The following is a 10,873-nucleotide window of genomic DNA, read 5'->3' on the forward strand; positions in this document are numbered from 1 at the left end:
GAAACGTCACCGCCCCGGAAGCCCTTCTCGTATCTAAGCAATCCGAGATTCTCACTTCCGCGAATCGCTGTCAAGAGTCGGCGCCGTTTCGGCGAGCAGATTTCTTTTGCCTGAACGAGGCAAAGGATCATGCAAAGACAAACAACGACGCCCTTCGGGCGGCGATCGCTGTCGCTCGCCATGGTGGCGAGCCAGGCGGCGACTAAAGAATTCGCGTCCCGCCCCCACGCGTCAGAAACCGTCGTCCACAAATGGCGGCTGTTTCGGGCGCTGACAGAGGCAAAATCTCCGCTTGGCGTCACCGACCGCGCGCTGTCGGTGTTGCACGCGCTGTTGAGCTTCCATCAAGAGACGGCGCTGACGCTGCCTGAGAAGGACGTCAAGGCCCCCGAAAGCGAAGAAAACCCGGGGATCATCGTCTTTCCGTCGAACAAGGAGTTGTCGATTCGCGCCCACGGCATGGCGCCGGCGACGCTACGCCGGCATATTGCCATGCTGATCGACGCCGGGCTGATCATTCGACGGGACTCACCCAACGGAAAACGCTTCGCGCGAAGAGGGCAGGGGGGCGAGATCGAAGACGCCTTCGGCTTCGATTTGACGCCCCTGATCGCGCGCGCCAACGAAATCGAAAATCTCGCCGAAGAAGTGCGCGCCGAGAACCGCGCCATGGCCTTGTTGCGCGAGAAAATTACGCTGGCGCGGCGCGACATCGTCAAGATGATCGAAACCGGGATGGAAGAGGGCGTGCCCGGCGACTGGGAAGCCCGCCACGGCCACTATCAATCGCTGGCCAGCCGTCAGGCGCGCAAAATGACACGGGCCGATTTGGCGGCTTTGGCGGAGGAACTCGCCGCTCTTGCGGCCGAAACCAATAGTGTCTTGGAAAACCACGTAAAACGCCAAAATATGACCGCCAGTGAGTCTCAGGCTGAGCGCCACATACAGAATCAAACCACAAACATTTCTGATCTTGAACCTAGCCTTCGAGAAGGCAGGACCGAACCGCCCGGGCCAATCGGAGACGATGCGGAGGCGGATGGGGCACGGACTTCGGAACCTGAGAAGCGGGAAACTGAAGCTCCGCCCCGTCCCACGCCAACCCCCAGAACCTATCCGCTGGGGATGGTGCTGCAAGCTTGTCCGGATATCGTCGATTACGCCAAGGGGGGCGAGATTTCATCCTGGCGCGATCTTGCGACGGCGGCCGCGACCGTGCGTTCGGCGCTCGGCGTCTCGCCTGACGCTTGGGCTCAGGCCTTGGACGCCATGGGCGAGCATGACGCCGCCATCGTCATCGCCGCGATTCTGCAGCGCGGCGATGAAATCAGATCCGCTGGCGGCTATCTGCGCGTTCTGACCGCCAAGGCGCGGGTAGGGGAGTTTTCGCTGGGGCCTGTGCTGATGGCGCTGTTGCGCGGCAAGGCCGCAAAAGGGGCGCGAGAGCGGAAGAGGGCAGGGTGATGGCGGGAGCGTTGCGCCCACAAGCCCGGGGCTTGAACTACCCCCTTAATGGTGGCATCTCAGCTTATGGAAAAGCGGCGGCCGACCTATGATCTCGACGCCATCAAGCTGGCGATGGGGTCGGTTGATCGGTTGGCCATCACGACGTCGGCGCTGCGCGACGCCTCTGCGTTGGGGTTCGATCGGGGCGCGATCGTCGAGACGATCCACAGCGTCGTCCGGTGCATGTTGGTCAAGCCTATCCGGAGAGACGCTGACGCGCGGCGTGCGGCCGTTTACGGTCGCCTATAAGGGCGAAAGCGTCGTCGTCGATCTACCGGGCTATTATCCCACGGGCGACGGCGAGGGCGTCCACCTCGGCAAGGACATGGCCATCGTCGACCAGGCGCTACGCGGTCTCAAGGAGAAGGCGGACGGCGTGCCATCGCCAAAACGATCCGGCGTCTGCGCACCAAGCTTAAGCTATCTCAGCGGGAGGCGGGCGCTCTGTTCAACGTCGGGGAAAACGCCTTCGACAAATATGAGCGAGGCTTAGTCGAGCCGAGCGGCCCGACGATCCAGCTGATGGCGCTCCTCGACCGGCATCCAGAGCTGGCGGCGGAGTTGAAATAGCCCTCGCCGTCACAGTCCGGCGGCCTTGGTGAGGTTGACCCTGAACCGGTCGCGTTTCCTCTGATAGCGGCGGGTCATTTCGGGGGAGGCGTGGCCGAGGTGCCGTTGCACATGGCCTTCCTCGATCTGCGCCGAGGAGGCGAGGCCGGCGCGCAAGGAGTGGCCGGAAAAGGCGCGGCGTCGTTCGCCTTCGGGGAGATCGCCGCGCAGGCCAGCCGCGAGCGCGCATTTTTGCACGAGCCGCGCGACATGCTTGTCCGAGAGCCGCTCGGCGGAGACGCCGCCGTTCTTGCGGGCGAGGGGCCGGAACACAGGACCCCGCGTGATCCTTCCCAGTTTGAGCCAGGTTTCGAGCATGGCGACGGGGCAGGTGAGGGGAGAAGAGCCGCGGCCGATCTCGACCTCGCGCCAGCCGGTCTTGCCGTTGAGGGTGAGCAGCAGCCCGCCTCCGTTCTGGTCGGCGCCGACGATCTCGATCCAGCCCGTTCCGTCGTCCGTCTGCTCCGGCCCACAATCCAGGCCGATGATCTCCGAACGGCGCAGGCCGCCGGCGAACCCGATGGCGAGGATAGCCTTGTCGCGCAGGCCGCGCAGGTCGTTGTCCAGGACCGCCAGCATCGCGAGAAGCTCGTCGGCGAAGATCGCCTCCTTCTGGACCGGCGGGCGACCATGGGCGCGGCAGATGCCGGCCAGCACCGTGGCGATATGGGGATCGCCCGTGTCCAGCAGGCGGCCGAGCTGGCGATAGCGCCAGCAGATCCCGGAGAGCCGGCGCTCCAGCGAGGAAACGGACAAGGGCGGCCGGCCGGGCCCGCCCTCGACGCAGGCGGCGAGATAGAGGCCGACGGTCTGCGGGTCCGGGGGCAGGGGATCGAGCCCCTGCCGGCGCAGCCAGGAGGCGAACTGACGCCAGTCGGCGTCATAGGCCCTTTGGGTATTCTCCGAGCGGGCGTTGCGGGCGTAGTCGCGGGCCTTTTCCGAGAGCGCCGCGAGATGGGGGGCGGGCTCGGCGAGCGCCCTGCCGCCGGTCTTGTCCTTGTCCGCTTCAGCCATTCTTGTCCTCGCTTGGGCCGCCGCGGCCGCGGGCCTCGCGCGCGCCTGGGGGTCGAAAATCCGACGCCTCGGCGGGCTTTGGAAGCCCAAAATCGCGACCGAGGCCTAGAAACCTGGGCGCTTTGTTTTGCGTCCGATAAGCGCACATTATCGGACATTAAAACAGGAAGACAAGCCCGGCGGATCGGCGGCAAAAATAAGTGACAAAGCGCCGTCGTCGGCTAGGATTCTTGCCATGCAAGCGCTTGATTCGCTGTCGGCGTCCGCCCCAGCTTCCCCCGCAAGGCCGTCCCCGCGCGCGCGTCGCGCCGAGGCGCTACCGGCAACGCAGGCCTTTGAAATTCAACCTCTTCCGAGCTGGATGAGTCCTCGGAACGGGGATCAGGAGGCGGCGAGCTTTTCCGCCGGCGCCGGCCTCGCCCTGTTCGACCACATTGTGCGCGGCGGGCCGGACGGCGCCGAGCCGGTCTTCGCCGGTTGCCTGCGCCAGCGCCTTGCGCTGCGCGCCGCCGAAAACGGCGCGACGCTTTGCCGGCTGCGCGAAGACGCGGCCGCCCTGCGCGACGCCGAACATCTCGCCGGGGGCGGCGAGACGAGTCCGGCCGGGCGGCTGCATCGGCTGTTCCGGCTTTATGCGTCGCAGCCCCCGCGTCTCGATGCGGCGATCTTGCGCGCGGCCGGGTTTCTCGGGGCGAAGGAGGAGATCGACGTCGGCGTACTTGCGGAGGCGGCGACCACGGCGCCCGATCCGCTCACTGCGGCGGCGCGGGCCAGCGCCGCGGCGATGAAACTTGGCCCGAACGCCGCCGACGCCGACATCTTCGCCGTCGTGGTCGCCGATCTCGCTTTGGCGAACCGTCTCGGCTGGGCGCGGCCGGTTCCCCTGCTCGCCGTCGCCATGCTGCAGCCGTCGCTGCGGCGCGGGGCAGGGGGAAAGCGGCCGCGACCCTCGGACGAGGACTGGCCCGCGGCCGTCGCCGTCGCCTATGGGCTCGCGGTCGGCGAGGCCCATGCGCTCGCCCTCGATCTGGCGCGGCGCGCGCAAAAGCTTCTCGTCGTCGCGCCGATGTTGCGTGCAAAGGGCGCGCGTCGCGTGATCGACATGCTGCTGGCCGACGACGGCGTGACGTCGGCCGCCGCGACCCGCGCCGGTCTGTCGGATCGCGCCGCGCGCCGTCTCTTCGACCGGCTCGTCGCGCTGGGCGCCGTGCGCGAACTCTCCGGACGCGACGCTTTCAGGATCTATGGCCTATGAGCCGCGCCGGCGCCGCCCGTCTCGACCGCGATCTTCTCGACCGCGATCTTGCCGACTTGCCGGAGGGGATGCGCTGGCGCGAATGGATGCTGCGCGCCGAGGCGGCGATCTTCGCCGCGCCGAAGCCGGTTGCGCGCGAGACGCTCGCCGGGCTCGTCGGCGACGCCTGCCGGCTCGACGCCCTGATCGCCGACATCAACGATGAACTGAAAGCGCGCCCCTATGAGATCGTCTTCGTCGCGGGGGGATATCAGTTTCGCACGCGCCCCCGCCACGCCGAAACGTTGCGCGCGCTCGCCGGAACGAAGGACGCGGGGCCGCCGTCCTTCACCCGGCTCGAAATGCTGGCGCTCTCGGCCATCGCCTATCAGCAGCCGGTCACCCGCGCCGGGCTCTCGCGCCTCGTCGGTCACGACATCAGCCGCGACATCCTTGGCCGCCTGAAGAGCCTCGACGTCATCGCCCCTGGGCCCCGCGCGCCCATGCCCGGCGCGCCGATCGCCTGGGTGACGACCGCCCGCTTTCTCGAAATCTTCACGCTCGGAAGCCTGCGGGATCTGCCCGATCTCGATGCGCTGGACGCCGCCGGCGCCGGGGAGACAGAAATCGATGACGAGATCGAAGGCGCTCTTGATGACGCCCTCGGACTCTTCGACACGCAAGGCGCGCCGGACGATGATACGCTCACTGAGACGGAATGGGAGGCGTACGAGAGGCCTCGATGATCCGATGAAAGGCGACCTCCGCCGTGTCAATTTTTCCAGGTCTGGGGAGACGCCGATGCAAACAGGCTCGCGGTCGCCAAGCTCGCGATGAGCGACATCGACTATCGAGACCGGCCGAAAGGCCGCGATCCTGGCGAACGCTCGGCGAGGGGATTTCGCCCATCCAGGAGAGTTAGAAGCGATACAATTCGTCGCTGCTGGCGTAGAAAGGTCAGGTATCCGGCGCGTGCTTGACGTTGGATGCGGCCGGGTGGCACGGCGACTTGGTTTCACCATGGTTGGGGACAGGTCGTTGGCCTCGATGTGGACCAGAAGTCGATCGATCATGCCCGCGCCACGGACGTCGAGTTCGTCGCCCTGAATGTTGGTAGATTGGCTGATTGGCGAACCGATCCATTCGACTTTGTCTGTCTCTTCAATTCTTTTTACGCATTAAAGGCTTGGATGGCGCGCTTGGAGCCATTTTTGGCAAACTTGCCCACCTGTGGCCGGCCGGACCTTTGTTAAGTCTGTGTAATGAATGTCCTCCACGAGCATGACGAGCGAGAATAATCCATCATGAACCAGGGTGTGAAGCGCGGATCGCTCAACGAAAATGTCGTTTACGCGGTTGCGGTCGCAATCTGGATCGTAGCGATCTGGGTGACAGCATTTTACGTTGCAAGCGCCGCTGTGGCGGATGAAAGCGCTGGCGTCGGCGGAAATAGCTTCCTGCTAGGTGGTTCCCTGGCGACAGCGGGTATTCTTACAGCCTTTTCCGTTCGCGAATTTATAGTCGCTTATAGAGCGTGCTTCGTAACGAGAGCAGAATACTCCGCAGATGGAGTTCAACCGAACCCGACACAGGAGACGGAATCAATGGCTAAGCTTGGACTGTTTGTTGCTCTTGAAGCCAAGGCTGGAAAGGAACAGCAGTTGGCAGCGTTTTTGAAAAATGCGCTACCTCTCGTCGAGGCCGAACCGGCCACGGCCAGCTGGTTCGCGATTCAAATAGGTCCGTCGAAATTTGGAATTTTTGACACCTTCCCGGACGAGATCGGGCGGGAAGCTCATCTGTCGGGAGAAGTGGCCAAAGCTCTAATGGCGCGTGCGTCGGATCTTTTAGCAAAGGCTCCGTCGATTGAAAAGCTCGAAGTATTGGCCGAAAAGCTCCCGAATCTACGGTGAGGCATATCAAGACTGCGTCGGATGCAGATGTAGCGCTTGTGTCAAGCAGCGAAAGTCCTTCGACTTCCCACGGGCCCGCTATGGAAATCGTCGTCCTGGGTTTCAATGGCTGTTTAGGAGCAGGATTCGTTGGGTCCGTGGACATGTTGAAGCTCGGCTCACAAATTATAAGCAGGGAGGGCAGGTATCAGCCTTTCAAGATTTTGACCGCAAGTTTTAATGGCAAACCGTTTGAGGATAGCAGCGGGCGACTCTTTAATGTCGAAACCGACATAGCAGCGCTTACTGGTTTAACGGCGATATTGGTACCCGGCTACCTTTGCGATGATAATGCTGAGTACCTTTCGACTCGAGAGATTGCCAATTTGGCAGCGTGGATTCGTCGCCAACGCGCCATGGGCGCGTTGGTGTGTGCATCGTGCAGCGGTGTATTCATTCTTGGCGAAGCGGGCTTGCTCGATGGACGTCGCTGCACGACCACATGGTGGCGTCACGACGAGTTGAAAGCAAGATATCCAAGAGCCGATGCGATATGGAGTGCTCCGCTCATCGAGGATCAAGGTATCGTAACCTCTGGTGGTCCGCTGTCGTGGATTGACTTGTGTTTGCATATTATTCGTTCGCTTTGTGGTGACGATGCAGCGAAGTTAGCTGCTGATTTTGCCGTCGTAGACACCGCGCCCTCAACGCGCACGGTGTATGTTCCGCTTAGTCATTTATCGGCAGCTAATGCTTTTTTGCTTGAGGCAGAACATGCGGTCAGGGTGGCGGGTGAAGAATCTGTGACAGCGCAAGATCTTGCCCGCACGCTGGGTACCTCGGATCGGACACTGAATCGGCGATTGAAAGAAGCCACCGGCGAGACGCCCAAGCAATTTATAGACCGTGTACGTTTCGAAACCGCGCGCATGTTACTCGAAACAACTAACTTTCCTGTGAAGCAACTAGCTGCGAATTCGGGGTACTCGGACGTGGCGAGCTTTCGTCGAGCGTTTTATCGATACTCCGGTATGACGCCTGCTGCCTACCGCCGAAATCGCGGCCGTGCAAATTAGTCTACGCCCTCCCCGGAGGAGCGATGGTGTGGGACTTTCGGATGTGTTGGATTTCGACCTGCTGTTTCGCTGGTTGGTTCGGCCCGAGATCCGATTCCGTCTGGGATCATTCGGTGTTCTCGAAGAAACACGGCCAGCCGCTCGACGGCGACGTGAGCCTGGGGGACGGCTCGCAGAGCGAGGGTGGAAGGTTTCGAGTTGTGACAGGGTGGGCTTTCGCGGCGGCGTGAAGCAAGTAAAGCTGCACGCGGTCCGTCTTCCATTGAGCTCAGCTGAGTTCGTGGGCGAGTCCAATGAGAAGCCCTTCAGGCCCGCGGATGTCGCAGAGCCGATACGCGTCTTTATACTGGACTACTTCCCCAACGAGCTCCTCGCTCGCGGAGCCTTTCAAGCGTCTCGTCGATGTCGTCCACGGCGAACATGACGCGAAGGTAGCCTAGGGCGTTGACCGGGGCATTCCGGTGATCTGCGACGAGAGGCGGCGCGAGGAAGCGGGAGAGCTCGAGCCGGCTGTGGCCGTCAGGTGTGCGCATCATGGGAATCTCGAAACGCTGATCGCCCAGCCCGTTGACACCTCCGACCCATTCTCCTTCAATCGTGGCTCGCCCATCGAGTTCGAGGCCGAGTTCGCTAAAAGAAATCAGTCGCCCCTCCGAGGTCTTAGACAGTATGCGCTGTTTTCAGGGTATGCGCTGTTTTCAGCCCACGTCTTTAAGCGCGACAGGCGGGGCATAGCCTTGTTACGTCATTGAGACAGCGCGAATCATCGTCTCGGAGACACCAGCTGGAGTTAAATCGAGATACTCATCCGCGCTGCGTCTTCGATTAATCCAAATGGCCCGCAGCCCAAACGACGTCGCCCCCGCAATATCCCATCGGTTTGATGAATAAAATACAAGCTCACTCGGATCCTTTCGCCATCGATCCAGGAGAGCATAAGCTCTTGGGTCTGGCTTAAAGACCATCGCTTGCTCAACCGAAACGACTTCGTCGATCATATGACCGATCTCCGAGCCCGCCAACGAGTCCTCTAGCATCTGTCGGGGAGCATTGCTAAATATCACCACCTTGCGATCAGCTGATTTCAAGCGCTCGAGTGCTGGGAGTACGTCAGGAAATATTGCCAACCGTACATACGCTTCGAGAAGTTCCGTTCGAATGGAATGGTTCGCGCCAAAGCCGAGAGTTTCAAGAGCAAAATCCAATGCTCTGGCGGTCAGCACGTCGAACGGCTCGTAACGCCCGAGGCTGTTTAAGACCCAGGTATATTCGAGCTGCTTCGCGCGCCAGAGAAAAGCAAGCTGATCCGCTTTGTGCCCGAGGACGTCTGGATAACTGAGGGTCGCGGATTGCACGTCAAATATAGTTCCGAAGGCATCAAAGGCGTCTATTCGAACAGACACTACGTTTGCTCCGACTGATGTGCTTCTTCTAGTAGCTATAAGATTCGACTCTTTAGTGTGCTTTCGGCGCGCCCCCACTTCGGGCCTTTATCCATGTCCGATAGGCGCCGGGGGTCATTCCTGAATACCGCAGAAAAGCGCGACGAAAGCTGGCTTGATCCGAATATCCTGATGTCTGCGCCAGTTCCTTGATTGAGTGTCCTGTCGTCTCAAGCAACGTCCGCGCCTTCTCAAAGCGCACCCGATCGATAAAACTTTTGGGCGTCTCTCCAGAAATTTCTTTTAGACGCCTATGGAGAGTTCTTTCTGAGGAATTAAGTGCGACGGCGAGTTGCCGAGCCGTTAGCGGCGCGTCGCCAGCCTGGCGAATGGCGCGCTCTGCTTCCAGCAAGAACTGGTTGGACGCGGCTAAATGACCGGGAGGAATATAAACCGTCTGAGTGGACGGCGTGGTATCGACAACCGTGAAATCTGCCGCCATTTTCGCGGCATCATCGCCGCAAAGGGAGCGAATGACCCGTAGCGAAAGATCGATCCACGACAACGGACCGCCGGCGGTGACGATACGATTATCTTCGATAAGAGACGCGCCCCCGACAACCTGTGCGCGAGGAAAATGGCCTTTTAAATCGTCGTGACGCCACCACGTGGTTGTGCACCGCCTTCCGTCTAGAAGGCCAGCTTGTCCAAGAACCAAAACTCCGTTGCAAGAGGCGCACACGGTGGCTCCAAGTGCGTGTTGATGCCTCAACCATGCTGCGATTGCACCGATCTCAGGTGAGAGATCGAGTCGATTTGTTCCATCACAGATGTATCCCGGAACTATGATCGCACCGGAGGATTTGATCGACTCGAGGCCTTTGGCGACCTCTAGGCGCCTTTTGTTTCCGTCTTGGAATGGCTCACCGCTGAAGCTGGCGGTGACAACCTCGAATGGGAGCGGCTTGGTCGACTTTGCGAGCATCCGGAGGCTCATCGTGAGCAAGTCAGAAGCGCCAAGAAACGCCGATCCGATGCAGTTGCGGTAGCCAAGAACTACGACATCCATCGCACGCCCCAATGATTGGCAAACTTTGTATCGAATCTGGCAGGTGCGCTGGCAGACTCGGTATCATTATTGTCAAACCAGACTAGCTGCAATCAATTGCAAAGTCGAGGACATTTGCGTCACCGGAGGAAACGTTTCCCCCCGGGAAAACGGAGATCAACAATGAGCATATCAACGCAGACTGCGGTGGGCGTGGCTGACGAAGCCAAGCCGATCGTTGACCTCAGGGGACTCTGGATTGGACTTGCGCTGCTCAACAGCTTTTATCTGATCGTTCGAATTTACGAACAGATCTACGGCTGGCGTGCTGGTCTTGACTCTTTTGCGCCCGAATTCCAAACCTACTGGATGAGCATTCTTTGGACGGAAATTCCTCTGGAGCTCATGTCCGGGTTAGCCCTCGCTGGCTATCTGTGGAAAACTCGTGTTCGTGACATGTCGACCGTGACGCCGCGTCAGGAGATGCGCGCCATCGTCGACAACGTGAAATGGCTCGTTGTCTACGCGGCAGCCATTTATTGGGGTGCCTCCTTCTTCACCGAGCAAGACGGCACTTGGCATATGACGGTGATTCGCGACACCGACTTCACCCCGTCGCATATCATCGAATTCTACATGAGCTACCCGATCTACTCGATCCTGGCGGTGGGCTGCTTCTTCCATGCGAAGACACGGATTCCGTACTTCTCGAAGGGATACTCGCTCGCATATCTGATCGTGTCGATTGGCCCCTTCATGATCATCCCGAACGTTGGCCTGAATGAGTGGGGCCACACCTTCTGGTTCATGGAAGAGCTGTTCGTTGCTCCGCTTCACTGGGGCTTCGTGTTCTTCGGATGGATGGCGCTCGGCGTTTTCGGCGTCGTGTTGCAGCTTCTGATGAACGTCCATCGCCTCCTTGGCAAGGAAGGCGTCGCCCTTCTTACTGGCGAGTAATGCCCGTTCCCCGGGTTGACATCGGACCTCCTAACGAAAGTCCAACGCGGGGAATGTGTCTCTTGCTTCCAGGGATTCGCCCCTCTCGGCAGTTCTCAAGCCGAGAGGGGACTTAATGACCGTTAGTCCACGATCCGATTTTCAGCGACTAAAGA

At 60.7% G+C, this 10,873-nt stretch carries 12 protein-coding genes and 1 pseudogene; 9 read left to right on the plus strand and 4 right to left on the minus strand.

Features of this window, described 5'->3' with window-relative positions; all coding sequences use genetic code 11:
- Positions 1-129: 129 nt before the first annotated feature.
- The 3 genes from repC to MET49242_RS25975 all read left to right on the plus strand — a co-directional run bounded on the left by repC (position 130) and on the right by MET49242_RS25975 (position 2,076).
- The gene (gene repC, locus MET49242_RS01165) at positions 130-1,464 is read left to right on the plus strand and encodes a plasmid replication protein RepC (RefSeq protein WP_084678809.1); all 1,335 of its coding nucleotides are present in this window, start codon (positions 130-132) and stop codon (positions 1,462-1,464) included.
- A 114-nt stretch (positions 1,465-1,578) separates the two neighbouring features.
- The gene (locus tag MET49242_RS25970) at positions 1,579-1,755 is read left to right on the plus strand and encodes a hypothetical protein (protein ID WP_244430621.1); all 177 of its coding nucleotides are present in this window, start codon (positions 1,579-1,581) and stop codon (positions 1,753-1,755) included.
- Positions 1,756-1,908: 153 nt separating this feature from the next.
- Positions 1,909-2,076: a type II toxin-antitoxin system MqsA family antitoxin gene (locus tag MET49242_RS25975; RefSeq protein WP_244430623.1), complete on the plus strand. Its 168-nt coding sequence runs from the start codon at positions 1,909-1,911 to the stop codon at positions 2,074-2,076.
- A gap of 9 nt (positions 2,077-2,085) precedes the next feature.
- Here the strand turns inward: MET49242_RS25975 and MET49242_RS01180 are convergent, their stop codons facing one another.
- On the minus strand, positions 2,086-3,129 hold the full coding sequence (locus MET49242_RS01180) for a tyrosine-type recombinase/integrase (protein WP_036279692.1): 1,044 nt from the start codon (positions 3,127-3,129) through the stop codon (positions 2,086-2,088).
- Positions 3,130-3,490: 361 nt separating this feature from the next.
- On the opposite strand from MET49242_RS01180, the gene MET49242_RS01185 reads away from it, so the two are divergent.
- From MET49242_RS01185 to MET49242_RS23745, 5 genes are all read left to right on the plus strand, one after another.
- Positions 3,491-4,384 carry a DUF1403 family protein gene (locus MET49242_RS01185; RefSeq protein ID WP_036279695.1) on the plus strand — a complete coding sequence of 298 codons (894 nt, stop codon included), beginning with the start codon at positions 3,491-3,493 and terminating at the stop codon, positions 4,382-4,384.
- Entirely contained in the window at positions 4,381-5,109 is a 729-nt protein-coding gene (locus tag MET49242_RS01190) for an SMC-Scp complex subunit ScpB (RefSeq protein WP_051133903.1), read from the plus strand. Before MET49242_RS01185 ends, MET49242_RS01190 begins: the two co-directional genes overlap by 4 nt.
- Positions 5,110-5,349: 240 nt before the next feature.
- Complete coding sequence (locus MET49242_RS26465) at positions 5,350-5,616, plus strand: methyltransferase domain-containing protein (RefSeq protein ID WP_371212507.1); 267 nt, start codon at positions 5,350-5,352, stop codon at positions 5,614-5,616.
- A 351-nt stretch (positions 5,617-5,967) separates the two neighbouring features.
- Positions 5,968-6,276: a putative quinol monooxygenase gene (locus tag MET49242_RS01195; protein ID WP_036279792.1), complete on the plus strand. Its 309-nt coding sequence runs from the start codon at positions 5,968-5,970 to the stop codon at positions 6,274-6,276.
- 80 nt (positions 6,277-6,356) lie between these two features.
- On the plus strand, positions 6,357-7,331 hold the full coding sequence (locus MET49242_RS23745) for a GlxA family transcriptional regulator (protein ID WP_084678811.1): 975 nt from the start codon (positions 6,357-6,359) through the stop codon (positions 7,329-7,331).
- Positions 7,332-7,599: 268 nt separating this feature from the next.
- Here MET49242_RS23745 and MET49242_RS23750 read toward each other — a convergent pair.
- The 3 genes and pseudogenes from MET49242_RS23750 to MET49242_RS23755 form a co-directional block, all read right to left on the minus strand.
- A pseudogene (locus MET49242_RS23750) lies at positions 7,600-7,966 on the minus strand (VOC family protein); the annotation flags it as partial.
- 105 nt (positions 7,967-8,071) lie between these two features.
- On the minus strand, positions 8,072-8,734 hold the full coding sequence (locus MET49242_RS01205; RefSeq protein WP_036279701.1) for a haloacid dehalogenase type II: 663 nt from the start codon (positions 8,732-8,734) through the stop codon (positions 8,072-8,074).
- A 52-nt stretch (positions 8,735-8,786) separates the two neighbouring features.
- Complete coding sequence (locus MET49242_RS23755; RefSeq protein ID WP_084678813.1) at positions 8,787-9,782, minus strand: GlxA family transcriptional regulator; 996 nt, start codon at positions 9,780-9,782, stop codon at positions 8,787-8,789.
- Positions 9,783-9,944: 162 nt separating this feature from the next.
- On the opposite strand from MET49242_RS23755, the gene amoC reads away from it, so the two are divergent.
- On the plus strand, positions 9,945-10,718 hold the full coding sequence (gene amoC, locus MET49242_RS01215) for a bacterial ammonia monooxygenase, subunit AmoC (protein WP_192815561.1): 774 nt from the start codon (positions 9,945-9,947) through the stop codon (positions 10,716-10,718).
- The last annotated feature ends 155 nt before the right edge of the window (positions 10,719-10,873 follow it).

It is taken from the genome of Methylocystis sp. ATCC 49242 (assembly GCF_000188155.2).
GTDB lineage: Bacteria > Pseudomonadota > Alphaproteobacteria > Rhizobiales > Beijerinckiaceae > Methylocystis.

Bases quoted from the DNA above. Each gene is read 5' to 3' on its own strand.
- MET49242_RS23745 (WP_084678811.1), top strand. From the start codon at position 6,357: ATGGAAATCGTCGTCCTGGGTTTCAATGGCTGTTTAGGAGCAGGATTC.
- MET49242_RS26465 (WP_371212507.1), top strand. From the start codon at position 5,350: ATGCGGCCGGGTGGCACGGCGACTTGGTTTCACCATGGTTGGGGACAG.
- MET49242_RS01180 (WP_036279692.1), bottom strand. From the start codon at position 3,129: ATGGCTGAAGCGGACAAGGACAAGACCGGCGGCAGGGCGCTCGCCGAG.
- MET49242_RS23755 (WP_084678813.1), bottom strand. From the start codon at position 9,782: ATGGATGTCGTAGTTCTTGGCTACCGCAACTGCATCGGATCGGCGTTT.
- MET49242_RS01195 (WP_036279792.1), top strand. From the start codon at position 5,968: ATGGCTAAGCTTGGACTGTTTGTTGCTCTTGAAGCCAAGGCTGGAAAG.
- MET49242_RS01190 (WP_051133903.1), top strand. From the start codon at position 4,381: ATGAGCCGCGCCGGCGCCGCCCGTCTCGACCGCGATCTTCTCGACCGC.
- MET49242_RS01185 (WP_036279695.1), top strand. From the start codon at position 3,491: ATGAGTCCTCGGAACGGGGATCAGGAGGCGGCGAGCTTTTCCGCCGGC.
- MET49242_RS25970 (WP_244430621.1), top strand. From the start codon at position 1,579: ATGGGGTCGGTTGATCGGTTGGCCATCACGACGTCGGCGCTGCGCGAC.
- repC (WP_084678809.1), top strand. From the start codon at position 130: ATGCAAAGACAAACAACGACGCCCTTCGGGCGGCGATCGCTGTCGCTC.
- amoC (WP_192815561.1), top strand. From the start codon at position 9,945: ATGAGCATATCAACGCAGACTGCGGTGGGCGTGGCTGACGAAGCCAAG.